This window comes from Kitasatospora sp. NPDC048239, assembly GCF_043202015.1.
Taxonomy (GTDB): Bacteria; Actinomycetota; Actinomycetes; order Streptomycetales; family Streptomycetaceae; genus Kitasatospora.
In genome coordinates this window covers 16,587-40,168 of the sequence record NZ_JBICZP010000002.1, presented here as the reverse complement: position 1 = coordinate 40,168, position 23,582 = coordinate 16,587, and the positions used below count along the sequence as shown (strand labels likewise).

The following is a 23,582-nucleotide window of genomic DNA, read 5'->3' as shown; positions in this document are numbered from 1 at the left end:
ACGAGTGGATCACTGCACGGGCGTGCGGATCCTGTCATGGTCGGGCCGGATCGGCTGGTCAGGGCTGGCCCTGGAGACGGCTCGTCCGGGCCGCGCGGATAAGGGCGCGGCCCGGACGGGACGGCGGTGACGGGCACTCGGGGCTTCGCCGGTCCCCGGGGGTTGGCGGGGTGTCGGGGCTTCGCCGGTCCCCGGCGGTCCGCCGGTCCCCGATGGTTCAGCGGACGAAGAGCGAGGCCTTCGACGCCAGGTCGAGGAAGTACTGCGGGAGCAGCCCCAGGCCGAGGGTGACCAGGACTCCGATGCCGATCGCCGTCGCCGTGAAGGCGCTGGGGATCGCGACCGTCGGGCCGCCCGGCTGCGGGTCGGAGAAGAACATCAGCACGATGACCCGGATGTAGAAGAACGCGGCCACCGCGGAGCTGAGCACACCCACGATCACCAGCGGGGTGGCGCCACCGGCCGCCGCGGCCTGGAAGACCGCGAACTTCCCGGTGAAGCCGGAGGTGAGCGGGATGCCCGCGAAGGCCAGCAGGAACAGCGCGAAGACCGCCGCGACCAGCGGGGAGCGCCGGCCGAGGCCGGCCCAGCTGGAGAGGTGGGTGGCCTCGCCCTTGGAGTCCCGCACCAGGGTGACCACGGCGAAGGCGCCGAGCGTCACGAACGAGTAGGCCAGCAGGTAGAACAGCACCGAGCTCAGGCCCTGCTTGCTGGTGGCGATCACCCCGGTCAGGATGAAGCCGGCGTGCGCGATGGAGGAGTAGGCGAGCAGCCGCTTCACGTCCTGCTGGGTGACGGCGAGGACGGCGCCGACCACCATGGTGAGGATCGCCACCCCCCACATCACCGGTCGCCAGTCCATCCGCAGGCCGGGGAAGGCCACGTAGAACAGCCGCAGGAACGCGCCGAAGGCCGCCACCTTGGTGGCCGCCGCCATGAAGCCGGTCACCGGAGTGGGGGCGCCCTGGTACACGTCCGGGGTCCAGGAGTGGAACGGCACCGCGCCGACCTTGAAGAGCAGGCCGACGGAGAGCAGTGCCAGGCCGACGAGCAGCAGCGCGTCGTTCTGGGTGGTGCTCAGCAGGGCCGGCGTGGCCAGGGCCTTGCCGGAGATGACGTCCGAGATCTCACCGAGCCGGACGCTGCCCGCGTAGCCGTACAGCAGGGCGGTGCCGAACAGGAAGAACGCCGAGGCGAAGGCGCCGAGCAGGAAGTACTTGACCGCCGCCTCCTGGGAGAGCAGCCGGCGGCGGCGGGCCAGCGCACAGAGCAGGTAGAGCGGGAGGGAGAAGACCTCCAGCGCGACGAACATGGTCAGCAGGTCGTTGGCCGCGGGAAAGAGGAGCATCCCGCCGACCGCGAACATGGTGAGCGGGAAGACCTCGCTGGTCGCGAAGCCGGCCCGGACCGCGGCGCGCTCCTGCTCGCCGCCGGGGGTGGCGGAGGCCTGGGCGGCGAAGGCGTCGGCCGGCTCACCGCCCGCCTTGGGCTCCAACTTGCGCTCCGCGTAGGTGAGCACGGCCACCACGGAGGCCAGCAGGATGACGCCCTGGAGGAACAGCGCGGGCCCGTCGAGCGCGACCGAGCCCATGGCGAGCAGGTCGACCTTGGTGGAGCCGTAGCCCTCGGAGGCCAGCACCACCACGGCGACGAACGCCCCGATCAGACCGGTCAGGGCCAGCGTGACCTGGGCCCAGTGCCGGTGCCGGCGGGGCAGGAAGGCCTCCAGCAGGATGCCGGCCACGGCGGCGCCGAACACCACCAGCATCGGGGAGAGCTGCCCGTACTCGACGTGCGGCGCCGGAATGCTGGAGGTGTTGCCCCCTGCGGCGGCGAGCCATCCGGTGGTGCTCACTTGTGGTCACCTCCTGAGGTGGCGGCGACCGGGTGGGCCGGTGCCGGGTCGGTCTCGTGGATCTGCGAGAGCGTCGCGTCCACCGAGGGGTTGACGATGTCGGTGAGCGGCTTCGGGTAGACGCCGAGCAGGACGGTCAGCGCCACCAGCGGGGCGACGACGGCGAGCTCGCGCACCTTGAGGTCCGGCATGTCGCGGACCCCCTCCTTGACCGGGCCGGTCATGGTGCGCTGGTAGAGCACCAGGGCGTACAGCGCTGCCAGCACGATGCCGAAGGTGGCGACGATGCCGAGCGCCGGGTAGCGGGTGAACGTGCCCACCAGCACCAGGAACTCGCTGACGAAGGGCGCCAGCCCGGGCAGCGACAGGGTGGCCAGGCCGCCGATCAGGAACGTCCCGGCGAGGACCGGTGCCACCTTCTGCACGCCGCCGTAGTCGGCGATCAGGCGCGAGCCGCGGCGGGAGATCAGGAAGCCGGCCACCAGCATCCACGCGGCGGTGGAGATTCCGTGGTTGACCATGTAGAGGGTGGCTCCGCTCTGACCCTGGCTGGTCAGCGCGAAGATGCCCATGATGATGAACCCGAAGTGCGAGATCGAGGCGTAGGCGACCAGCCGCTTGATGTCCTTCTGGCCGATGGCCAGCAGGGCGCCGTAGAGGATGCCGATCACCGAGAGCACCATGATCGCCGGACCGAAGGTCTTGGAGGCCTCCGGGAAGAGGCCCAGGCAGAACCGGAGCATCGCGAAGGTGCCGACCTTGTCCACCACGGCGGTGATCAGGACGGCCGTTCCCGCGGTGGACTCGCCCATCGCGTTCGGCAGCCAGGTGTGCAGCGGCCAGAGCGGGGCCTTCACCGCGAAGGCGAAGAAGAAGCCGAGGAACAGCGCCTTCTCGGCGGTGCCGCTGAGCACCAGCCGGCCGTCGGCGATCGCGCCGGTCAGGGTGGGCAGGTCGAAGGTGCCGAAGCCCTGGTCCTGCGCGATCACGTACAGGCCGATCACGGCGGCCAGCATGACCAGGCCGCCGAGCAGGTTGTACAGCAGGAACTTGACCGCCGCGTAGGACCGCTGACGGGAGGACTCCGGGCCGCCGGCCCGGTCCCCGAAGCCGCCGATCAGGAAGTACATCGGGATCAGCATGGCTTCGAAGAAGACGTAGAAGAGGAAGACGTCGGTGGCGTAGAAGGAGACGATCACCATCGCCTCCACCGCCAGGATCAGGGCGAAGAAGCCCTGGGTGCGGCGCCTGTTCTCGAACGTCCCGTCCGGCGCGGCGGGCCCGGGATCGGCGTCGTGCCAGGAGGCGAGCATGACGACCGGCACCAGCACGGCGGTGAGCAGGGCGAGGACGGCGCCGATGCCGTCCACCCCGAGCGAGAAGGTGATGCCGAAGGAGCGGATCCAGCTGTAGGACTCGGTCAGCTGGTAGCGCGCGCCGTCCGGGTCGAAGCGGGCGGTCACCACGGCGGCCAGCGCCAGGGTGACGGCCGAGACGCCCAGGGCTACCACCTTGGTGGTGCGCCGCCGGGCCTCGGTGGAACCGGCGGGCAGCGCGGCGGTGAGCACCGCGCCGGCCGCCGGGACGGCGCAGGTCGCGGTCAGCAGGGCGCTCATGCGACACCTCCCTGACGGTCTGTGTTTTTCCTGTCCATCAGACGGACCTCATCAGGAGAGTCGTGGCGACCAGCACCAGCGTGCCGCCGAACATGGAGAGCGCGTACGAGCGGACGTAGCCGTTCTGGATCCGGCGCACCCGGCTGGAGATGCCTCCGATGGCTGCGGCCAGCCCGTTGACCAGGCCGTCCAGGCCCCGGCTGTCGAAGTAGACCAGCGCCGCGGTGAGCGCCGAGCCGGGGCGGACCAGGACGGCGTGGTTGAAGTCGTCCTGGAGGAGGTCCCGGCGGGCCGCGCGGGTGAGCGGGGAGCCGACCGGCGCCACCACGGGGACGGCGGACCGGCCGTACATCAGGTACGCGAGCGCGACACCGGCCACCATGCAGACCGTGGCGAGCACGGTGACCACCAGCGGGGAGAGCGGCGAGTGGCCCTCGGAGTGGCCGGTGACCGGCTCCAGCCAGTCGACGAAGGAGCTGTTCAGGACGAACAGTCCGCCGGCGAACACCGAGCCGAAGGCCAGCACGATCATCGGGATGGTCATGCTCTTCGGCGACTCGTGCGGGTGCGGGTCGTGGCCCTCGGCGTCCGGCTGCCAGCGCTTCTCGCCGAAGAAGGTCAGGATCATCACCCGGGTCATGTAGAACGCGGTGACGGCGGCGCCGACCAGGGTGCAGAGACCGAGGATCCAGCCCTCGGTGCCGCCCTTGGCGAAGGCCGCCTCGATGATCTTGTCCTTGGAGAAGAAGCCGGACAGCCCGGGGAAGCCGATGATGGCCAGGTAGCCGAGCCCGAAGGTGACGAAGGTGATCGGCATGTACTTGCGCAGGCCGCCGAAGTGACGCATGTTCACCTCGTCGTTCATGCCGTGCATGACCGATCCGGCGCCGAGGAACAGGCCGGCCTTGAAGAAGCCGTGCGTCACCAGGTGCATGATCGCGAAGGCGTAGCCGATCGGACCGAGGCCCGCCGCCAGGATCATGTAGCCGATCTGCGACATGGTCGAGCCGGCCAGCGCCTTCTTGATGTCGTCCTTGGCGCAACCGACGATCGCACCGAACAGCAGCGTCACCGCACCGACCACCACCACGGCGGTCTGCGCGTCCGGCGCCAGGTTGAAGATCGCACCGGAGCGGGTGATCAGGTAGACGCCGGCGGTCACCATGGTGGCCGCGTGGATCAGGGCCGAGACCGGGGTCGGGCCCTCCATGGCGTCCCCGAGCCAGGACTGCAGCGGCACCTGGGCGGACTTGCCGCAGGCAGCCAGCAGCAGCATCAGGGCGATCGCGGTCAGCTTGCCCTCGCTCGCCTGGCCCGCGGCCCCGGCCGTCCCCTCCGAGCCGAGGATCGGCTCGAAGGCGAAGGAGCCGAACTCCACGAACATCAGCATGATCGCGATGGAGAGGCCCATGTCGCCGACCCGGTTGACGATGAACGCCTTCTTGGCGGCCGTCGCGGCACTCGGCTTGTGCTGCCAGAACCCGATCAGCAGGTACGAGGCGAGGCCCACGCCCTCCCAGCCGACGTACAGCAGGAGGTAGTTGTCGGCCAGCACCAGCAGCAGCATGGCCGCCAGGAACAGGTTCAGGTACGCGAAGAAGCGGCGCCGGCGCTCGTCGTGCGCCATGTAGCCCATCGAGTAGATGTGGATCAGGGTGCCGACGCCGGAGATCAGCAGGACGAAGGTGACGGACAGCTGGTCGAGCTGGAACGCCACGTCGGCCTGGAAGCCGTTCACCGGGATCCAGCTGAACAGGTGCTCGGTGACGGCCCGTTGGTCGGCGTCGCGGCCCAGCATGTCGAAGAAGAGTGTCAGGCCGAAGCCGAAGGACAGCGCGGCGAGCGCGGTGGCCAGCCAGTGGCCGTACCGGTCGAAGACGCGGCCGCCGAGCAGCAGCAGGGCGGCGCCGGCCAGCGGGGCCGCCACGAGCAGCGGAATGAGAGAGTTCACCGAAGGCCCTCCGCCTACAGCTTCATCAGGTTGCTGTCATCGACCGAAGCCGAGTGCCTGGTCCGGAAGATGGACACGATGATGGCGAGGCCGACCACGACCTCGGCCGCCGCGACCACCATGGTGAAGAACGCGATGATCTGGCCGTCCAGGTTGCCGTGCAGCCGGGAGAAGGTGACCAGGGCCAGGTTCGAGGCGTTGAGCATCAGCTCGACGCACATGAACAGCACGATCGCATTGCGCCGGATCAGCACGCCGGAGGCGCCGATGGTGAACAACAGGGCGGAGAGATAAAGGTAGTTGACCGGATTCACTCCGCCCCCTCCTCATGGTTGGCAGGCCCGGCGGTGCCGTTCGACACCGGCTCCAGGGACTTGCGCGGCCCGGTGACCGGCGGCCGCTCGGACGGCGGCCGACCCAGCCAGTCGGCGGTGGTGGACTCCAGCTCGGCCATCCGCTGGAGCATCTCCTGGCTGACGTCGCGGATCTGGCCGCGCTCGCGCAGGGTCCCCATCACCGAGTCCTCGGCGATCGTGCCGTCCGGCAGCAGGCCGGGGATGTCCACCGCGTTGTGCCGGGCGTACACGCCGGGGGCGGGCAGCGGCGGCAGCTGGATGTTGTCCATGACGCGCTGGGCGGCCAGCTCGCGCTGGGTCTTCGGGGCCTTCACGTGCTCGCGGTGGGTGAGCACCATGGCGCCGATCGCCGCGGTGATCAGCAGCGCGCCGGTGACCTCGAAGGCCCAGACGTACTTGGTGAAGATCAGCCGGGCCAGACCCTGGACGTTGCCCTCGGCGTTGGCCTCGGCCAGCCCCGAGAAGGTGTCCAGCTTGGCGTTGGCGATACCCGCGATCAGCAGCACGCCGAACCCGAGCCCGCACAGCAGGGCGGCGAACCGCTGCCCCTTCAGCTGTTCCTTCAGCGAGTCGGCGCTGGTGACGCCGACCAGCATCACCACGAACAGGAACAGCATCATGATCGCGCCGGTGTAGACGACGATCTGCACCACGCCCAGGAACACCGCGCCCTCGGCCATGTAACAGACCGCCAGGGCGAGCATGGTGGCGGCCAGGCAGAGCGCGCTGTGCACGGCCTTGCGCATCAGCAGCATGCCGAGCGCGCCGCCCACGGCGATCACCGCGAGCACCCAGAACTGGACGGCCTCCCCGGTCGAGGTGGTTCCGGTGGCCGCAAGGGTCATGGCGGTCACTTCTGCACCTCCGGCTCCCGGTCGGAACGCTCCTGCTGCACGGTGTCCGGCGCGGCCGCGGTGATCTCGCCCCGGTAGTAGGCGCCCTCGTCGGCGCCCGGGTAGTAGGCGTGCGGGGAGTCGACCATGCCCTCGGAGAGGCCGACCAGCAGCTGCTCCTTGGTGAAGATCAGGTCCCGGCGCGAGGAGTCCGCCAGCTCGTACTCGTTGGTCATGGTCAGCGCGCGGGTCGGGCAGGCCTCGATGCAGAGCCCGCACAGGATGCAGCGGGCGTAGTTGATCTGGTAGACCGCGCCGTACCGCTCGCCGGGCGAGTAGCGCTCCTCGTCCCGGTTGTCGGCGCCCTCCACGTAGATCGCGTCGGCCGGGCAGGCCCAGGCGCACAGCTCGCAGCCGACGCACTTCTCCAGGCCGTCCGGGTGCCGGTTCAGCTGGTGGCGGCCGTGGAAGCGCGGGGCGGTGGGCTTCTTCTGCTCCGGGTACTGCTCGGTGAGCCGCTTCTTGAACATGGCCTTGAAGGTCACGCCGAAGCCGGCGGCCGGGCCGAGAATCGATGGCCTTTCAGTTGAATCAGGCGCAGTCGGCTCGTCGGACGACATCTCGGTTCAGCTCCCTTCGGAATGGTCGGCCCCGTTGAGGGCGTCCTGGAGTTGCTTCGGGGCGCGGCTGCGCCGACGCGGAACGGGCGGGAGCTGCTGGCCGGGCAGCGGCGGCACCGGGTAGCCGCCCGCCATCGGGTCGAACTCCCCGCCGGGTGCGGCCTCCTCCGGCTCGGGCTTGCGCCGCAGGAAGTCCCGCAGCAGGGCCAGCAGCAGGATCGCGGCGACCGGTGCACCGACGTACAGCACCACCTCGCCGAAGTCGTAGCCCTCGTTGCGCAGGGCGCGGACGCTGGCCACCATCACCAGCCAGACCAGCGAGACCGGGATCAGGACCTTCCAGCCGAGCTTCATGAACTGGTCGTAGCGCAGCCGGGGCAGGGTGCCGCGGAGCCAGATGAAGAAGAACAGCAGGAGCTGGATCTTCAGGATGATCCAGAGCATCGGCCACCAGCCGTGGTTGGCCCCCTCCCAGAAGGTGGAGACCGGCCAGGGGGCCCGCCAGCCGCCCAGGAAGAGCGTGGAGGCGACGGCCGAGACGGTGACCATGTTGACGTACTCGGCCAGCATGAACATCGCGAACTTCAGCGAGGAGTACTCGGTGTTGAAGCCGCCGACCAGCTCGCCCTCGGCCTCCGGGAGGTCGAACGGCGCCCGGTTGGTCTCGCCGACCATCGCGATGATGTAGACGATGAAGGACACCGGCAGCAGCACCGCGAACCAGGTGGGCTGCTGCGAGGAGACGATCTCCGAGGTGGACATCGAGCCCGAGTAGATGAACACCGCCGCGAAGGACAGGCCCATCGCGATCTCGTAGCTGATCATCTGCGCGGACGAGCGCAGCCCGCCGAGCAGCGGGTAGGTCGAGCCGGAGGACCAGCCGGCCAGCACGATGCCGTAGATGCCGACCGAGGCGGTGGCCAGGATGTACAGCAACGCCACCGGGAAGTCGGTGAGCTGCAGCGGCGTCCGGGTGCCGAAGATGGACACCTCGTCGCCGGCCGGGCCGAACGGGATCACCGCGAAGGCCATGAACGCGGGGATGGCGCAGACGATCGGGGCCAGGATGTAGACCGCCTTGTCGGCGCCCTTGACCACCAGGTCTTCCTTGAGCGCCAGCTTCACGCCGTCGGCGAGCGACTGCAGCAGGCCCCACGGGCCGTGCCGGTTGGGCCCGATGCGCAGCTGCATCCAGGCCACCACCTTGCGCTCCCAGACGATCGCGATCAGCACCGTGCCGACCAGGAAGGCGAAGCAGAAGACCGCCTTGAGCAGCACCAGCCACCAGGGGTCGCGGCCGAAGAAGCCCAGGGTCTCGTACGCGGCGAGGTTCACTGCTCCCCCTCGGTGCTCGTGGCGGCCGTCTTCGCCGCGGCGTCGACGGTGGTGGTGCCGGTGGCCGCAGCGCCGGTGACCGCAGTGGCGGTGGCCGGGGCGGCGGCGGCCGGGGCGGAGGCGATGGTGTCGGCGGCGATGGTGACCAGGTGGCCGACCGTGGTGCCGAGCGCCCGGTACGCGCCGCCCGGGGTGGAGTTCAGCGGGATCCAGACCGTGCGGTCGGGGATGCCCTCGGCGATCTCCAGCGGCAGGGTGAGCGAGCCGGCCGGGCCGGTCAGCCGCAGCGCCGCGGTGGCACCGGACTCCTCGGAGCCGGTCTCGCCGGCGCCGATCTCCTTCGCGGTGACCGGGGAGATCCGGGCGACCGCCGGGTGCCGGGTACCGGCCAGGTGCGGATCGCCCTGCTGGAGCGAGCCCTCGTCCAGCAGGAGGCGCCAACCCGCCAGGACCGCCTGGCCGGTGGCCGGCCGGGGCAGCAGCCCGGGGTGTGCGGCGGGGTCGGTGGAGCGGTCCCCGGTCCACGGCGTGAAGCCGTCCAGCTCCAGCCGGGCGGACCGGACGTCGGACAGGCCGAGCCGGTGGCCCAGCGCGTCCGCCAGCATGTTCAGCACCCGCAGGTCCGGGTGGAGGTGGCGGCCCATCTGCTGGTCGGGCTTGAGTGCGGCCTCGAACATCCGCACCCTGCCCTCCCAGTCCAGGAACGTCCCGGCCTTCTCGGCCACCGCCGCGACCGGCAGCACCACATCGGCCTGCGCGGTGACGGCGGACGGGCGCAGCTCCAGGGAGACGACGAAGCCGACCCCGGCCAGCGCCTCCTCGGCGAGCACCGGATCCGGCAGGTCGTCCGGGTCGACACCGCCGACCAGCAGGGCGTCCAGGTCCCCCGCGGCGGCGGCCGCCAGGATCTGGTCGGTGTCCCGGCCGAGCCGGGCCGGGAGCTCGGCCACCCCCCAGGCCGCGGCGGCCTCGGCCCGGGCGGCCGGCACGGAGACCGGGCGGCCGCCGGGCAGCAGCCCGGGCAGCGCGCCGGCCTCGACGGCGCCGCGCTCACCGGCCCGGCGCGGGATCCAGGCGAGCCGGGCACCGGTGGCGTGTGCGAGGCGCAGCGCGGCGGTCAGCGCGCCGGGGGCGGCGGCCAGCCGCTCGCCGGCCAGGATCACGGCGCCGGGGGTGCGCAGCAGCTCGGCGGCACGGCCCGCGTCGTCGTTCAGCGGCTCGTCGGAGGCGAGGGCGGCCAGCCACTCGGCCTCGGTGCCGGGGGCGGCCGGCAGCAGCGCGCCGCGCAGCTTGGCCAGGCCCCGGGAGCCGTACGCGGCGATCGAGAACACCTTGAGGCCGTGGGCCCGGTTGGCCTTGCGCAGCCGCAGGAAGGCGATCGGCGACTCCTCCTCGGGCTCGAAGCCCGCGAGCAGCACGGCCGGGGCGCCCTCCAGCTCGTCGTAGGTGACGCCCTCGCCGTCGAGGTCGACGCCCCGGCCGGCGACGGCCGCGGCCAGGAAGTCCGCCTCCTCGCCGCTGTGCGGGCGGGACCGGAAGTCCACGTCGTTGGTGCCGAGCACCACCCGGGCGAACTTGGCGTACGCGTAGGCGTCCTCGACGGTGACCCGGCCTCCGGTGAGCACCCCGGTGCGGGCGCCGCGCAGGCCCTCGGCGGCCTTCGCCAGCGCCTCCGGCCAGGAGGCGGGCACGAGTTCACCGTTCTCGCGGACCAGGGGGGTGGTGATCCGGTCGCGCTGCTGCGCGTACCGGAAGGCGAACCGGCCCTTGTCGCAGTTCCACTCCTCGTTCACCGCCGGGTCCTCACCCGCCAGCCGACGCAGCACCTTGCCGCGCCGGTGGTCGGTGCGCTGCGCGCAGCCCGCGGAGCAGTGCTCGCAGACGCTCGGCGAGGAGACCAGGTCGAACGGGCGGGAGCGGAAACGATAAGCCGCCGAGGTGAGCGCGCCGACCGGGCAGATCTGGATGGTGTTGCCGGAGAAGTAGGAGTCGAGCGGCTCCGCGTCCCCGATGCCGACCTGCTGCAGGGCTCCGCGCTCGATCAGGTCGATGAACGGGTCCCCGGCGATTTGCTGCGAGAACCGGGTACAGCGGGCGCAGAGCACACAGCGCTCGCGGTCCAGCAGCACCTGGGTGCTCAGCGGGATCGGCTTCTCGTACGTCCGCTTCATCCCCTCGAAGCGGGAGTCGACGTCGCCGGTGGACATCGCCTGGTTCTGCAGCGGGCACTCGCCGCCCTTGTCGCAGACCGGGCAGTCCAGCGGGTGGTTGATCAGCAGCAGCTCCATCACGCCGCGCTGCGCCTTCTCGGCGACCGGCGAGCTGACCTGCGTCCGGACCACCATGCCCTCGGCGACCGGGATGGTGCACGAGGCGACGGGCTTGCGCTGACCCTCGATCTCGACGATGCACTGCCGGCAGGCGCCGGCCGGGTCGAGCAGCGGGTGGTCGCAGAAGCGCGGGATCTGGGTGCCGATCTGCTCGGCGGCCCGGATCACCAACGTCCCCTTGGGGACCTGCACTTCGACGCCGTCGATGGTGAGCGTGACCAGTTCGACCGCTGCCTTGGAGGTGGATGGCTCTGTGATCGTCACGCGTGCACCTCCCTTTCGGTGGCGGACTGGTGGCCGGGGCGGGGGCCGTCGGCCCAGACGGTGGAGGCGGCCGGATCGAACGGGCAGCGCCGCTCGGCGAGGTGCTGCTCGTACTCGGCCCGGAAGTGCTGGAGTGAGGAGACGATCGGGCTCGCCGCGCCGTCGCCCAGGGCGCAGAAGGACTTGCCGTTGATGTTGTCGGCGATGTCGAGGAGCTTCTCCAGGTCCCCGTCGACGCCCTCACCGGACTCGATCCGCTTCAGCAGCTGGACCAGCCAGTACGTCCCCTCGCGGCAGGGGGTGCACTTGCCGCAGGACTCGTGGGCGTAGAACTCCGTCCAGCGGGTGACGGCCCGCACCACGCAGGTGGTCTCGTCGAAGATCTGCAGGGCCTTGGTGCCGAGCATCGAGCCGGCCGCGCCGACGCCCTCGTAGTCGAGCGGGACGTCGAGGTGCTCGTCGGTGAACATCGGGGTGGAGGAGCCGCCCGGGGTCCAGAACTTGAGCCGGTGACCGGCCCGGATGCCGCCGCTGATGTCGAGCAGCTGGCGCAGGGTGATGCCGAGCGGGGCCTCGTACTGGCCGGGGTTGGTGACGTGGCCGGAGAGCGAGTAGAGCGTGAAGCCGGGGGACTTCTCGGTGCCCAGGCCCTTGAACCACTCCTTGCCCCGGGCCAGGATCGGCGGCACCGAGGCGATCGACTCGACGTTGTTGACGACCGTCGGGCAGGCGTAGAGCCCGGCGATGGCCGGGAACGGCGGCCGGAGCCGCGGCTGGCCGCGACGGCCCTCCAGCGAGTCCAGCAGCGCCGTCTCCTCACCGCAGATGTAGGCGCCGGCGCCCGCGTGCACGGTGATGTCGAGGTCGATGCCGGAGCCCAGGATGTCCCTGCCGAGCAGCCCGGCCCGGTAGGCCTCGGCGACGGCCGCCTGCAGCCGGCGCAGCACCGGGACGACCTCGCCGCGCAGGTAGATGAAGGCGTGGTTGCAGCGGATCGCGTACGAGGCGATGATCATGCCCTCGATCAGCGAGTGCGGGTTGGCGAACAGCAGCGGGATGTCCTTGCAGGTACCCGGCTCGGACTCGTCCGCGTTGACCACCAGGTAGTGCGGCTTCCCGTCGTTCTGCGGGATGAACTGCCACTTCATGCCGGTGGGGAAGCCCGCCCCGCCGCGGCCGCGCAGGCCGGCGTCCTTGACCAGGGCGATCACGTCGTCCGGCGGCATGGCGAGGGCGGCCGTCAGGCCCTCGTACCCGGCGTGGCGCCGGTAGGTGGCGAGCGTCCAGGGCCGGCTGTCGTCCCAGGAGGCGGAGAGCACGGGGGTGAGCAGCTTCTCGGCCGGCTCGGCGGAGGTCATCACGCTTCGGTCCCTTCGTGGCGGGGCGAGACGACCTTGGTGCCGCCGGTGCCGGGCAGGGCCTCGCCCTTGGCCAGGCGCAGGCCAGCGAGCGAGGGCGCACCGCCCACACCGGACTCGTCCACCGCACCGGGGCGCTCGTCGGGGAAGCCGGCCAGGATGCGGGCGGACTCCTTGAAGCTGCAGAGCCGGGCGCCGCGGGTGGGCCGGACCTCCTGGCCCGCCCGCAGGTCGTCGACCAGCCGCTTGGCGCTCTCGGGGGTCTGGTCGTCGAAGAACTCCCAGTTGACCATCACCACGGGGGCGTAGTCGCAGGCCGCGTTGCACTCGATGTGCTCGATCGAGATCTCGCCGTCCTCGGTGGTCTCGTTGTTGCGGATCCCGAGGTGCTGCTGGAGCTCGTCGAAGATCTGGTCCCCGCCGAGCACCGCGCAGAGGGTGTTGGTGCACACCCCGACGTGGTACTTCCCGGCGGGTCGGCGCCGGTACATGGTGTAGAAGGTGGCCACCGCGGTGACCTCGGCGGTGGTGAGGTCCAACTGCTCGGCGCAGAACCGGATGCCGGTCGGGCTGACGAAGCCCTCCTCGGCCTGCACCAGGTGCAGCAGCGGCAGCAGTGCGGACCGGGCCACCGGGTAGCGGCCGATCAGCTCCCGGGCGTCGGCGGCGAGGCGGGTGTGCACCTCCTCGGGGTACGGCCTGGCCGGCAGCGCCGGCATCCCCAACTGGACGTCTGTCACCGGTCCACGCCTCCCATCACCGGGTCGATCCCGGCCACCGCGACGATCACGTCGGCCACCTGGCCGCCCTCGCACATCGCCGCCATCGTCTGCAGATTGGTGAACGACGGATCCCGGAAGTGGACCCGGTACGGGCGCGTCCCGCCGTCGCTGACCACGTGCACGCCGAGCTCGCCCTTGGGCGACTCGACCGCCGCGTACGCCTGCCCGACCGGGACCCGGAAGCCCTCGGTGACCAGCTTGAAGTGGTGGATCAGGGCCTCCATCGAGGTGCCCATGATCTTGCGGATGTGGTCGAGCGAGTTGCCCATCCCATCCGGGCCGACGGCCAGTTGGGCCGGCCAGGCGATCTTCTTGTCCGCCACCATGACCGGGCCCGGACGCAGCCGGTCCAGGCACTGCTCGACGATCCGCAGCGACTGCCGCATCTCCTCCAGCCGGATCAGGAAGCGGGCGTAGGAGTCGGCGCCGTCGGCGATCGCCACCTCGAAGTCGTAGTCCTCGTAGCCGCAGTACGGGTCCGTCTTGCGCAGGTCGTGCGGCAGGCCGGTGGCCCGCAGGATCGGGCCGGTCGCACCGAGGGCCAGGCAGCCGGGCAGGTCCAGGAAGCCGACGTCGACCAGGCGGGCCTTGAACACCGGGTTGCCGGTGGCGAGCTTGTCGTACTCGTGCATCCGCGAGCGGAGCGTCTTCACCGCCTCGCGGATCTGGTCGACGGCGCCGGGCGGCAGGTCCTGGGCGAGGCCGCCGGGGCGGACGTACGCGTGGTTCATCCGCAGGCCGGTGACCAGCTCGAAGACGTCCAGGATCAGTTCGCGGTCCCGGAAGCCGTAGATCATCAGGGTGGTGGAGCCGATCTCCATACCGCCGGTGGCCAGGCAGACCAGGTGCGAGGAGATCCGGTTGAGCTCCATCATCAGGACCCGGATGACGCTCGCGCGATCGGGCACGTCGTCGGTGATCCCGAGCAGCTTCTCGACCGCCAGGCAGTAGGCGGTCTCGTTGAACAGCGGGGTCAGGTAGTCCATCCGGGTCACGAAGGTGGTGCCCTGGACCCAGCTGCGGAACTCCATGTTCTTCTCGATACCGGTGTGGAGGTAGCCGATACCGCAGCGGGCCTCCGTCACCGTCTCGCCGTCGATCTCCAGGATCAGGCGCAGCACACCGTGGGTGGACGGGTGCTGGGGGCCCATGTTGACGATGATGCGCTCGTCGTCGGCGCGGCCGACGGCCTCGACCACCTCGCCCCAGTCGCCTCCGGTGACCGTGAAGACCCGGCCCTCGGTGGTCTCGCGGGGCTGCGCCTCTTCGTAGTGCGCCGCCTGCTCGTGTTGAGTGGTCATCAGCTGTACGACCTCCGCTGGTCGGGCGCCGGGATCTGGGCGCCCTTGTACTCGACGGGGATGCCACCGAGCGGGTAGTCCTTGCGCTGCGGGTGGCCCAGCCAGTCGTCCGGCATCATGATCCGGGTGAGGGCCGGGTGGCCCTCGAAGACCAGGCCGAAGAAGTCGTAGGCCTCGCGCTCGTGCCAGTCGTTGGTCGGATAGACGCTCACCACGGACGGGATGCGCGGGTCGGCGTCCGGTGCGGTGACCTCCAGCCGCAGCAACCGGCCGTGGGTGATCGAGCGCAGGTGGTAGACCGCGTGGAGCTCACGGCCCTTGTCGCCCGGGTAGTGCACGCCGCTCACGCCGAGGCAGAGCTCGAAGCGGAGCGCCGGGTCGTCGCGCAGGGTGCGGGCCGTCCTCAGCAGGTGCTCGCGGGCGATGTGGAAGGTGAGTTCGGAGCGGTCGACGACGGTCTTCTCGATGACGTCCGACGGGGAGAGCCCCTGCTCCTCCAGCGCACCCTCCAGCTCGTCCGCCACCTCGTCGAACCAGCCGCCGTACGGGCGTTCGCTGGCGGACGGCAGCGCGATCGGGGCGGCGAGGCCGCCGAACCCCGAGGTGTCGCCGCTGCCCTGGGCTCCGAACATGCCCTGGCGTCGGCCGACCACCTCGACCGGGATCTCCCTGCGCGAGGCGGGGACGCCCTCGGCGGTCGGGGCGCTGTTGGCGTCCGGTGCGGCCGGCTTGGCGGTCGGCTCGCTCTTGGCGTTGGGTGCGTTCTTGGCGCCCGGCGTGTTTTCGGCGTTCGGTGTGTTCTCCGAGGTCATCGCAGCTGCCCCCGAATCTCGCTGACCGGGGTGGCCTGGAGGGCCAGGGCCTCGCCCAGCTCCTCGGCCCGGCGCTTGTTCACGCCCAGCGGCTCGTGCTGGATCTTGTCGTGCAGCTTCAGGATGGCGTCCATCAGCATCTCCGGGCGGGGCGGACAACCGGGCAGGTAGATGTCCACCGGAACGATGTGGTCGACGCCCTGCACGATCGCGTAGTTGTTGAACATTCCGCCCGACGAAGCGCAGACGCCCATCGAGATGACCCACTTCGGGTTGGGCATCTGGTCGTACACCTGGCGCAGCACCGGGGCCATCTTCTGGCTCACCCGCCCTGCCACGATCATCAGGTCGGCCTGCCGGGGGGAGCCCCGGAACACCTCCATGCCGAACCGGGCCAGGTCGTAGCGACCGGCTCCGGTGGTCATCATCTCGATCGCGCAGCAGGCCAGTCCGAAGGTGGCCGGGAAGAGCGACGCCTTGCGTACCCAGCCGGCGGCCGTCTCCACACTCGTGAGCAGAAAGCCGCTCGGCAGCTTCTCCTCGATTCCCATCAGATCCCTCTCAATGCCCTCAAGTGGCTCAAGTCCTGTGGTTTGTCCGCCCGTTCGGGCTTGTCCGCCCGTTCACAAGGTCAGCGGTCAGTCCCACTCCAGACCGCCACGCCGCCAGACGTAGGCGTATGCGACGAAGACCGTGGCGATGAACAGGAGCATCTCGACCAGCCCGAAGATCCCCAGGGCGTCGAAGCTGACCGCCCACGGGTAGAGGAAGACGATCTCGATGTCGAAGACGATGAAGAGCATCGCCGTCAGGTAGTACTTGATCGGGAACCGACCGCCGCCCACGGGCTGCGGGGTCGGCTCGATGCCACACTCGTACGCCTCCAGCTTGGCCCGGTTGTAACGCTTGGGGCCGGTCAGTGAGGCCATCACGACGGAGCCGACCGCGAACGCCGCCGCGATGGCACCGAGTACGAGGATCGGCGCGTAGGCATTCATAGCCCCCGCTCCCTCCGTCCAGTCGTCCTTGACTGCAGATCGGAACCGACGGGTCACGCTGTGGTGGACCCGTGTTCCAGTTCCCGAGATCCACCCCATGTGAGGCAGTTCACAAAGCCTGGAACGAGCGCATCCTATGCCCGTCGGCTTGTGATCTGCGACACGCAGTTCACCGTGATCTTTGTGATCTACGACACCTCTTGAATGGTGATGAAAGTGAGCATGCCCAGAGTTGTCAACGCAAAGAAGTCAAATGATCACAACCAGTCGCATTTACCTGCGAAGCAGCTGGTCAGCGGCGTGCTCCTATATCAACTATGCTCCGCCCACGGCAAATTTCCGGGCGTCATGTTGACGTGTTATTGGGCCTCACTCGCAGGGGTGGCAGGCCACCGAACGTCCGCTTGACCCTTCGTTCACAAGCGCGCGAACAGGGAGCGGTGAGGGCTGGGGACGGCGGGACGGAGGGGTGGCGGGGTGGCGGGCTCGGAGGGAAGTGGCGAGCGCGAGAGGTGGCGGGTGAGGGAGCGGCGGGGCGGACGTCGGCAGGGGCGAGGGCGGACGTTGGCAGGGGCGAGGGCTTGCCGGCGCGGCGGATCCCGGGCCAGTCGGAGGGTATTCAGGGCAGGCCGACCAGCGGGCGGGCCGACGAAGGCGGGCCGGCCCGGTGGAGGCCGATCTCAGATGCTGCTCTCCCAGGCCCAGGCGGCAATGCCGACCCGGTTCCGTGCGCCGATCTTCCGCTGGATCGCGGCCAGGTGGTTCTTCACCGTGCCGGCGGCGATGAACAGCTCTGCAGCGATCTCGGCGTTGGTCGCACCCCCGGCCACCAGCTTGGCGATCTCGGTCTCACGCCCGGTGAGATCTTCGAAGGGACCCCCCGACAGTTGTCCGCCCGGGCCTCCCTGCGCCCCGTCCATCGCCAGTTCCTTCTTCCTTTCCCGCGCCCCTTGCCTCCCCCACCGGCCCTGCCTTTCCAGGCTTTCCCGCCCCCCGTTCTCCTCCCGTCGGTCCTGATTCGGCTGCGACAGCTGCCGCAGCAGGCGGACGGTGACCTGCGGACTGATCAGGGCGTCCCCCGCGACCGCCGCTCGAACCGCCTCTGCCAGCAGGGTCGGGCCCGACCTCTTCAGCAGAAATCCGGCCGCTCCGGAGCGAATCGCCGTGTGCACGTACTCGTCCAGGTCGAAGGTGGTCACCACGACCACCCGGAACTCTCCGCCGAGCCGCCGGGTGAGCTCCAGCCCGTCCACCCGCGGCATCCGGATGTCCGCAAGGATCACGTCAGGGCGCAACCGTTCGGCCAGTTCAAGCGCCTCCTGGCCGTCCGCGGCCTCACCCACGACCTCGATGTCAGGCTGGGCGTCCAGGATGATCCCGTACGCGCTGCGGATCGTCTCGTCGTCGTCTGCCAACAGGACTCGGATGCTCATCGACCCTCCAAGGGCATGGTCGCCGTTGTTCGCCAGCCGTCACCATCTCGCGCCGCGGTGAGCGTCCCACCCAGCGCCTCCACCCTGGCCGCCAGCCCGGCCAGTCCGCTGCCGCCCCTGCGGGGGCTGGGGGGCTGCGAGCCACCACCGTCGTCGCGCACCACGATCTCCAGCCCCCTGCCCTCGCGTCGCACCCGGACATCGACGGATCGGGCGGAGGGTGCGTGGCGGCGGACGTTGGTCAGCGCCTCGACCACGATCCGATACGCCGTCGCCGCCACCTCCCTCGGGATGGCCGGCCCGTCCGGTACCGCGTCGAGCCGCACCTCGGTACTGCCGGAGGAAGCGAACCGCTCGGTGAGCTCTGCGAGTTCGGCCAGGCCTGGCTGCGGGCTTCGCTCAAGTGCGTTCTCCTCCTCACTGCGCAGCAGGTGAACGGTCCGGTCCAGCGAGGCCAACGCCTGCTGCCCGGCCTGCTCTATCCGCTCGAACAGGGCCGCCGCCCGGACCGGATCGGAGGCGGCCAACACCATGCCGGCCTGCGCCTGGGCGACCATGCCGCTGACATCGTGTGCCACGAAGTCGTGCAGGTCATGGGCGAGTTCCAGACGCTGGGTCCGTCGAGCAGCGGCCACCGAGCTCCGCCGGGTGTCGTCCAGCCTGCGCAGATAGAGTCCGGCCAGGACGGCGGGGAGTGCGAGCACCGAACCGAACCCGAAGAGCGTCAACGCATCCGTAGGGCCGACGATCGCCTCGAACCGGGAGGGCCAGAGCGCCACCGCACCGCCGACCGACCAGGTCGATGCCGCACACCGCCACCCCTCCTCGCTGCGCAGCGCGAGCACCACCAGCACCAGGAGGCAGGCCAGTTCGGCCAGCCCGACCAGCCCTGGCCACCGGTCGGACTCCGCCCACCGGCCCGCGGCCCAGACGCCGGCGGTGACCGCTGCAGACACCGCCCCTGCCACACCCGCAACGGCCGCCACTCCGAACCGTGCCCGCGCCGCCCAGCCGAGCAGCACGACCGCCGGAACGACCAGCGCAAGAAACTGACTCATCGTCGACTCCCTTCCCCCGAGTGCCGTCAGCCTACGGATCTCCAAAGTCGGCCGCCTCTGCCGATCGGCACATTCCTCGCGCCTTTCTGAGCAGCCAGAACAGTCCGATCGGCATCTGCCGCCAGCCTCGCCCTGCGGTCACGCTTGAGTCATCGATCGGCCACCGGGGCCGTTCGGGAGGGGAGTTCGCCACCATGATCGACACCGCGATCGACACCAAGCAGTCCGTCCGCCCGGCCCCTGCCGCCGACGACGTGCCGCCCGCCCCGCGCTGGATCGAGCGCGCCGCCAAAGCCGCCGTCTGGACGACGGTCCCCTCCGGCCTCTGGCGCATCGCGTTCGGCCTCGGAGTCCCGGTCGGGGCCAGCGGCGAGATGGCCAAGTTCGCCGGGGACCAGCACCCCGGCTGGGGAGCCGTCTACGCGGTGGCCCTCAGCGCACTCGCCGAGACCTTGGCCTTCCTGACGGTCGGCCTGGTCCGCCCCTGGGGCCGGATCACACCCCGCTGGCTCCCCCTGATCGGCGGCCGACGCGTCCGCCCCCTGGCCGCCATCGTCCCGGCCGCTCTCGGGTCGGCCATCCTGACCTACCTCAGCCTCGCTTCCGTCTGTGGCGGCTGGGCAAATGCCATGAGCAGCCCCGATTCCCCCCACGGCTTCGCCGGTCTGGTGATGACCGTCTGCTACATCCCGCTCATAGCCTGGGGCCCACTGGTCGCCGTGGTCACCGCCGACTACGCACGCCGCACTCTGCGCCGCCGGTAGCCCCGCCCGTCACGCCGACGCCGGCACCGCGACTGGAGCCGGATCCGGGCCCGGCTCCGGGGTGGTCGTCAACACCCGGTCGGCGTCGGGCTCCCGGTCGGATTCGGGCTCCGAGTCGACCGCATGGTGTGCGGCCGGGGCGCTCGTACGGCGACCCCACTCGGTGGCGACGAGGACGAGCACGGCGCCGAACAGGGCCAGCGGGCCGAGGTGGTCGCCGGCCAGGGTGATACCGAAGACGGCGGCCCAGAGGGGTTCGGTCCCGAGCAGCAGGCTGACCCGGGAGGGCGAGGTGGTACGCACCGCCCACATCTGAACGAAGAAGGCAAACAAGGTACAGAGCAGAGCCAGGTGGAGCAGCCAGGCCCACTGCGACGGCCCGTACGAGGCCGCCACGGTCCACGGGGCGGGGCCGGCGAAGGGCGTCACCACCGCGAAGACCGCGGTCGCCGTGGCGAGTTGCACCCAGGTGGCGGCCAGCGAGTCCGTACCCCGGATCGCGGGGATCCGGGACATGGTGAGCACATGGACGGTCCGCACCAGGGCTGCGCCGAGCATCAGCAGGTCGCCGAGCGAAGGCGCCTTCAACCCGCCTCCCCCGGTAAGCAGCGCGATACCGAGCACCGACAGGCCTGCCGCTGCCAGAAAGGCACGCGGTGGCGACGTCCGACCAAGGCCACTCTCAGCGAGAGGAGTGAACACCATCGTGAGGCTGATGATCAGACCGGCATTGGTGGCCGAGGTGTGCACCGCGCCATATGTCTCCAGCAGGAAGATCCCGCTGAGGACCAGGCCCAGCAGCGCGCCGCCCAGCCACTCCCTGCGCCCCATCCCCCGCAGGGCATGCCATGCGAACGCTCCGAGTACCGGCAGCACCAGCGCAAACCGCAGTACAAGCATCGCCACGACCGTCCCCGGCTCGGCGACCCGTTGCACTGCCAGAAAGCTCGACCCCCAGACCACTGCGACCAGCAACACCGGCACATCACGAACAAAAGCGGAGGAGGTGTGCATGCGTAGGCCCTTCCGAAGCGGACGGAATCGACAGACGAGATTCCCGTACGGCATCGGACGGATCCCTGTGCAGAGCGTGAGGCCCGCCATCCTCGCGCATCCCGGTCCGATCCATCAACGGCTTTGCGACTCCGCCCGGCAAAGCCCGCGCACACACCTCGCCCGCACGGCCTGGACCAGGACCAGGACCAGGACCAGGACCACGGTAGGACCGGGGCGCTCACCGCCTCGGCATGGTCTCCACTCCCCGATCCGGCCCGTCGCAGACCAGGCCGTTGGCCTCGGCGATGGCCTCGATGTCGGCGGGGGTACCGGCCATGATGTCCCGCACATGAGCGGTGACGAGTTCGACGGGCCAGTCCCACCAGGCGGCGCGCAGCAGGCGGGCGACGTCGGCCTCCGCGAAGCGGCGGCGGATCGTACGAGCGGGGTTGCCACCGACAACGGTGTACGGCTCGACATCGGCGGTAACCACGGCGCCGGCGGCGATGATCGCGCCATCACCGATCCGCACACCGGGGAGGACGGTGGCACCGTAGCCGAACCAGACGTCGTTGCCGATGACGGTGTCACCTCGGCTGGGGAGACCGGTGACGATGTCGAGGGTCCGCTCCGTCCAACTGCCGCCGAACATCGTGAACGGGAAGGTGGAGACCCCCAGATCGGGGTGTGCGGCACCAGCCATCAGGAAGCGGGTACCGGTGGCGATCGCACAGTACCTGCCGATCACCAACCGCTCCGGCCCATAGGCGTAGAGGACATTGCGCTCCTCGAAGGCGGTGGCAGCGTCGGGGTCGTCGAAGTAGGTGTACTCGCCGACCTCGATACGCGGGTCGGTGACCAGCGAGCGCAGCAGGACAACCCGGTCATGCCCGGCGAGGGGGTGCACCACAGTGGGGTCGGGGATCGCGGCAGTCATGGGACTCCTCTCATGGCCTCGAACACTCAAGGCCCTCGGGCTCTTGGACGCCCGGTCCTTCGGGCGCCAAGCCCTCCGGCACCCGAACTCTCGAAATGCGACTTCAGTCGCATTAAGATCGAGGATGGCACGCCCCCAGTGCCACGGCAAGCCTTAATGCGACTGGAGTCGACTTTGAGCGAGAGCAACCCCATCGCCCCCCTCACGCCCACCTCCCAGGCGCCCGCCTCCCGGACGGCCGCCACGCGCCCCGGCGGTCGCAGCGCCCGCGTCCGTGCGGACGTCGTGGCCGCCACGCTCGCCGAGGTCACCGAGAACGGGTACGACGGGCTGACCATCGAGGCCGTCGCCGCCCGCTCCGGCGTACACAAGGCGACGCTGTACCGGCGCTGGGGCGGCGTGGACGGGCTGGTCGCCGACGCCCTCACCGCCTCGGCCGACGCCCCCTGGGAGGCGCCGGACACCGGGGACTTCGGCGAGGACCTCCGCCGGATCACCCACGAGGTGTACGCCGTCTTCACCGACCCCCAGCTGGGCCCCACCCCCACCGCACTGATCTCCGCCGCCCAACGCTCGGACGTCGGCGCGGCCGCCCTGCGCGGGTTCTTCGCCGCCCGCCACCGCCAGGCCTCCGGCGTCGCCGAACGAGCCACGGCCCGAGGCGAACTTCCCGCCGGCACCGACGGCGCCGAGGTCGCCCGAGCGGCAACCGCCCCGCTCTACTACCGACTGTTCGTCACCGGCGAGCCGCTCGACGCCCGCACCGCCGAGCGGGCCGCCGACGCCGCCGCCCTCGCCGCCCGGGCCGGCCTGTTCACATGACCCGCCCGCCGCAATCGCCGACCACCACCACAACCCCTGAACAGCCAGCCGCACCCCGAGCCCGGCCGCCACAGCCGACGCCCCCGCCCGCCCCCAGCCCCAGCCCAACCACAGGCCACCCAATCGCCCCAAGAACCGCCCGGCGTCTACCGAACCGCCTCCCGTCCGTGGATGATGTCGCCATGACAACATCGCCGACCACCATCCTCCGGAAGGCTCGTCAAGTGAAGCGCAAACACTGGGCGTTGCTCACCGCCGCCACCGTCCTCCCGCTGGCCGTGACCACCGGCACCGCCGCCGCGGAGACCCCGCCGGCCGCCCCTGCAGCCACCACCTGCACGTACACGCCGGCAGTACCCGCAGACAACTTCAAGGGCATCCCGGTCTTCAACGCCAAGAAGGCCGCCAAGCCCTACAGCGCCACGCTGAAGACCACCCAGGGTTCGATCACCTTCGAGGCCCTGACGGACAAGGCGCCCTGCACCACCTTCTCGTTCCGCTTCCTCGCCGAACACGACTACTTCGACCGCAGCCACTGCCACCGCCTCACCACCCAGCGGATCTACGTCCTGCAGTGCGGCGACCCCACCGGCACCGGCAGCGGCGGCCCCGGCTACTCCTTCCCGGACGAGAACCTGACCGGCGCGGTCTACCCCGCCGGCACCGTGGCCATGGCCAACGCCGGGCCGAACACCAACGGCAGCCAGTTCTTCTTCGTCTGGAAGGACACCAAGCTTTCCCCCGCCTACACCCCGTTCGGCCGGATCACCGCAGGCCTGGACGTCCTCCAGAAGATCGCCGCCGGCGGCGAGGACGACCAGAACAACCCCGGCGACGGCTTCCCCACCCTCCCGGTGAACATCCGCAACGTGAAGATCAGCAACCGCTAGACCGCGGCCACCGGGCCACAGCACCGCAGCAGCGCAGCACCGCCGCACCGCCGCACCGCCGCACCGCAGCACCGGACCTGCCGCCGAGCCGGGTCGGCTCCCCGAACCAGCTTCGGGGAGCCGACCCAGCGGATCCGACCCCGCAGTAGTCGGCCGACGATTGCCAGCCCGGCGACAGCCGGTCCACCCCGACCAGCCGCCGCCGAGGCTGAGGCTGACGCCGAGGCTGCCCGTTCGACTCCCGTAGCGTGGTCGGCGTCAGCGGAGCCGT

The 23,582-nt window shown here is 70.5% G+C and carries 21 protein-coding genes; 3 read left to right on the top strand and 18 right to left on the bottom strand.

What is annotated here, in order from left to right; translation table 11 throughout:
* Positions 1-217: 217 nt before the first annotated feature.
* The 16 genes from nuoN to ACGFZP_RS04125 form a co-directional block, all read right to left on the bottom strand.
* On the bottom strand, positions 218-1,855 hold the full coding sequence (gene nuoN, locus ACGFZP_RS04200) for an NADH-quinone oxidoreductase subunit NuoN (protein ID WP_392928411.1): 1,638 nt from the start codon (positions 1,853-1,855) through the stop codon (positions 218-220).
* Positions 1,852-3,471, bottom strand: coding sequence for an NADH-quinone oxidoreductase subunit M (locus ACGFZP_RS04195; RefSeq protein WP_392928410.1), 1,620 nt, complete (start codon positions 3,469-3,471; stop codon positions 1,852-1,854). Before ACGFZP_RS04195 ends, nuoN begins: the two co-directional genes overlap by 4 nt.
* Before the next feature lie 37 nt (positions 3,472-3,508).
* On the bottom strand, positions 3,509-5,422 hold the full coding sequence (gene nuoL, locus ACGFZP_RS04190) for an NADH-quinone oxidoreductase subunit L (protein ID WP_392928408.1): 1,914 nt from the start codon (positions 5,420-5,422) through the stop codon (positions 3,509-3,511).
* A 14-nt stretch (positions 5,423-5,436) separates the two neighbouring features.
* On the bottom strand, positions 5,437-5,736 hold the full coding sequence (gene nuoK, locus ACGFZP_RS04185) for an NADH-quinone oxidoreductase subunit NuoK (RefSeq protein WP_209412994.1): 300 nt from the start codon (positions 5,734-5,736) through the stop codon (positions 5,437-5,439).
* Positions 5,733-6,623: an NADH-quinone oxidoreductase subunit J gene (locus tag ACGFZP_RS04180; protein WP_392929623.1), complete on the bottom strand. Its 891-nt coding sequence runs from the start codon at positions 6,621-6,623 to the stop codon at positions 5,733-5,735. The genes nuoK and ACGFZP_RS04180 overlap by 4 nt, the downstream gene beginning before the upstream one ends.
* Positions 6,624-6,628: 5 nt before the next feature.
* Positions 6,629-7,231, bottom strand: a complete 603-nt coding sequence (gene nuoI, locus ACGFZP_RS04175; protein ID WP_392928407.1) for an NADH-quinone oxidoreductase subunit NuoI — start codon at positions 7,229-7,231, stop codon at positions 6,629-6,631.
* Positions 7,232-7,237: 6 nt separating this feature from the next.
* Entirely contained in the window at positions 7,238-8,566 is a 1,329-nt protein-coding gene (nuoH, locus tag ACGFZP_RS04170; protein ID WP_392928404.1) for an NADH-quinone oxidoreductase subunit NuoH, read from the bottom strand.
* A complete protein-coding gene (locus ACGFZP_RS04165; RefSeq protein WP_392928401.1) occupies positions 8,563-11,160 on the bottom strand; it encodes an NADH-quinone oxidoreductase subunit G in 2,598 nt (865 codons plus the stop codon). The genes nuoH and ACGFZP_RS04165 overlap by 4 nt, the downstream gene beginning before the upstream one ends.
* Positions 11,157-12,518, bottom strand: coding sequence for an NADH-quinone oxidoreductase subunit NuoF (gene nuoF, locus ACGFZP_RS04160; RefSeq protein ID WP_392928399.1), 1,362 nt, complete (start codon positions 12,516-12,518; stop codon positions 11,157-11,159). Before nuoF ends, ACGFZP_RS04165 begins: the two co-directional genes overlap by 4 nt.
* Positions 12,518-13,258 carry an NADH-quinone oxidoreductase subunit NuoE gene (nuoE, locus tag ACGFZP_RS04155; protein ID WP_387942099.1) on the bottom strand — a complete coding sequence of 247 codons (741 nt, stop codon included), beginning with the start codon at positions 13,256-13,258 and terminating at the stop codon, positions 12,518-12,520. The genes nuoF and nuoE overlap by 1 nt, the downstream gene beginning before the upstream one ends.
* Positions 13,255-14,601, bottom strand: a complete 1,347-nt coding sequence (locus ACGFZP_RS04150; protein ID WP_392928397.1) for an NADH-quinone oxidoreductase subunit D — start codon at positions 14,599-14,601, stop codon at positions 13,255-13,257. The genes nuoE and ACGFZP_RS04150 overlap by 4 nt, the downstream gene beginning before the upstream one ends.
* Positions 14,601-15,413 (bottom strand): NADH-quinone oxidoreductase subunit C, encoded by an 813-nt coding sequence (locus tag ACGFZP_RS04145; protein WP_392928395.1) that lies wholly within the window; start codon positions 15,411-15,413, stop codon positions 14,601-14,603. The genes ACGFZP_RS04150 and ACGFZP_RS04145 overlap by 1 nt, the downstream gene beginning before the upstream one ends.
* The gene (locus ACGFZP_RS04140; protein WP_392928392.1) at positions 15,410-15,964 is read right to left on the bottom strand and encodes a NuoB/complex I 20 kDa subunit family protein; all 555 of its coding nucleotides are present in this window, start codon (positions 15,962-15,964) and stop codon (positions 15,410-15,412) included. The genes ACGFZP_RS04145 and ACGFZP_RS04140 overlap by 4 nt, the downstream gene beginning before the upstream one ends.
* Positions 15,965-16,051: 87 nt before the next feature.
* Positions 16,052-16,411, bottom strand: a complete 360-nt coding sequence (locus tag ACGFZP_RS04135; RefSeq protein WP_014137597.1) for an NADH-quinone oxidoreductase subunit A — start codon at positions 16,409-16,411, stop codon at positions 16,052-16,054.
* 680 nt (positions 16,412-17,091) lie between these two features.
* On the bottom strand, positions 17,092-17,844 hold the full coding sequence (locus tag ACGFZP_RS04130) for a response regulator (protein ID WP_392928390.1): 753 nt from the start codon (positions 17,842-17,844) through the stop codon (positions 17,092-17,094).
* On the bottom strand, positions 17,841-18,902 hold the full coding sequence (locus ACGFZP_RS04125; protein ID WP_392928388.1) for a sensor histidine kinase: 1,062 nt from the start codon (positions 18,900-18,902) through the stop codon (positions 17,841-17,843). Before ACGFZP_RS04125 ends, ACGFZP_RS04130 begins: the two co-directional genes overlap by 4 nt.
* Before the next feature lie 194 nt (positions 18,903-19,096).
* Between ACGFZP_RS04125 and ACGFZP_RS04120 the strand changes: the two genes are divergently transcribed.
* Positions 19,097-19,666 carry a hypothetical protein gene (locus tag ACGFZP_RS04120; RefSeq protein ID WP_392928386.1) on the top strand — a complete coding sequence of 190 codons (570 nt, stop codon included), beginning with the start codon at positions 19,097-19,099 and terminating at the stop codon, positions 19,664-19,666.
* 9 nt (positions 19,667-19,675) lie between these two features.
* Here the strand turns inward: ACGFZP_RS04120 and ACGFZP_RS04115 are convergent, their stop codons facing one another.
* Entirely contained in the window at positions 19,676-20,680 is a 1,005-nt protein-coding gene (locus ACGFZP_RS04115) for a DMT family transporter (protein ID WP_392928384.1), read from the bottom strand.
* A gap of 220 nt (positions 20,681-20,900) precedes the next feature.
* Entirely contained in the window at positions 20,901-21,599 is a 699-nt protein-coding gene (locus ACGFZP_RS04110; RefSeq protein ID WP_392928382.1) for a CatB-related O-acetyltransferase, read from the bottom strand.
* A 174-nt stretch (positions 21,600-21,773) separates the two neighbouring features.
* Here ACGFZP_RS04110 and ACGFZP_RS04105 point away from each other — a divergent pair, with 174 nt between their 5' ends.
* Both ACGFZP_RS04105 and ACGFZP_RS04100 read left to right on the top strand, forming a co-directional pair.
* Positions 21,774-22,421, top strand: coding sequence for a TetR/AcrR family transcriptional regulator (locus ACGFZP_RS04105; protein WP_392928380.1), 648 nt, complete (start codon positions 21,774-21,776; stop codon positions 22,419-22,421).
* Between the two features lie 224 nt (positions 22,422-22,645).
* Positions 22,646-23,311, top strand: coding sequence for a peptidylprolyl isomerase (locus ACGFZP_RS04100; protein WP_392928378.1), 666 nt, complete (start codon positions 22,646-22,648; stop codon positions 23,309-23,311).
* The last annotated feature ends 271 nt before the right edge of the window (positions 23,312-23,582 follow it).

Bases quoted from the DNA above. Each gene is read 5' to 3' on its own strand.
- ACGFZP_RS04115 (WP_392928384.1), bottom strand. From the start codon at position 20,680: ATGCACACCTCCTCCGCTTTTGTTCGTGATGTGCCGGTGTTGCTGGTC.
- ACGFZP_RS04130 (WP_392928390.1), bottom strand. From the start codon at position 17,844: ATGAGCATCCGAGTCCTGTTGGCAGACGACGACGAGACGATCCGCAGC.
- ACGFZP_RS04140 (WP_392928392.1), bottom strand. From the start codon at position 15,964: ATGGGAATCGAGGAGAAGCTGCCGAGCGGCTTTCTGCTCACGAGTGTG.
- ACGFZP_RS04195 (WP_392928410.1), bottom strand. From the start codon at position 3,471: ATGAGCGCCCTGCTGACCGCGACCTGCGCCGTCCCGGCGGCCGGCGCG.
- ACGFZP_RS04110 (WP_392928382.1), bottom strand. From the start codon at position 21,599: ATGACTGCCGCGATCCCCGACCCCACTGTGGTGCACCCCCTCGCCGGG.
- ACGFZP_RS04125 (WP_392928388.1), bottom strand. From the start codon at position 18,902: ATGAGTCAGTTTCTTGCGCTGGTCGTTCCGGCGGTCGTGCTGCTCGGC.
- nuoI (WP_392928407.1), bottom strand. From the start codon at position 7,231: ATGTCGTCCGACGAGCCGACTGCGCCTGATTCAACTGAAAGGCCATCG.
- ACGFZP_RS04180 (WP_392929623.1), bottom strand. From the start codon at position 6,623: ATGACCCTTGCGGCCACCGGAACCACCTCGACCGGGGAGGCCGTCCAG.
- nuoF (WP_392928399.1), bottom strand. From the start codon at position 12,518: ATGACCTCCGCCGAGCCGGCCGAGAAGCTGCTCACCCCCGTGCTCTCC.
- ACGFZP_RS04135 (WP_014137597.1), bottom strand. From the start codon at position 16,411: ATGAATGCCTACGCGCCGATCCTCGTACTCGGTGCCATCGCGGCGGCG.
- ACGFZP_RS04120 (WP_392928386.1), top strand. From the start codon at position 19,097: ATGATCGACACCGCGATCGACACCAAGCAGTCCGTCCGCCCGGCCCCT.
- ACGFZP_RS04145 (WP_392928395.1), bottom strand. From the start codon at position 15,413: ATGACCTCGGAGAACACACCGAACGCCGAAAACACGCCGGGCGCCAAG.
- ACGFZP_RS04150 (WP_392928397.1), bottom strand. From the start codon at position 14,601: ATGACCACTCAACACGAGCAGGCGGCGCACTACGAAGAGGCGCAGCCC.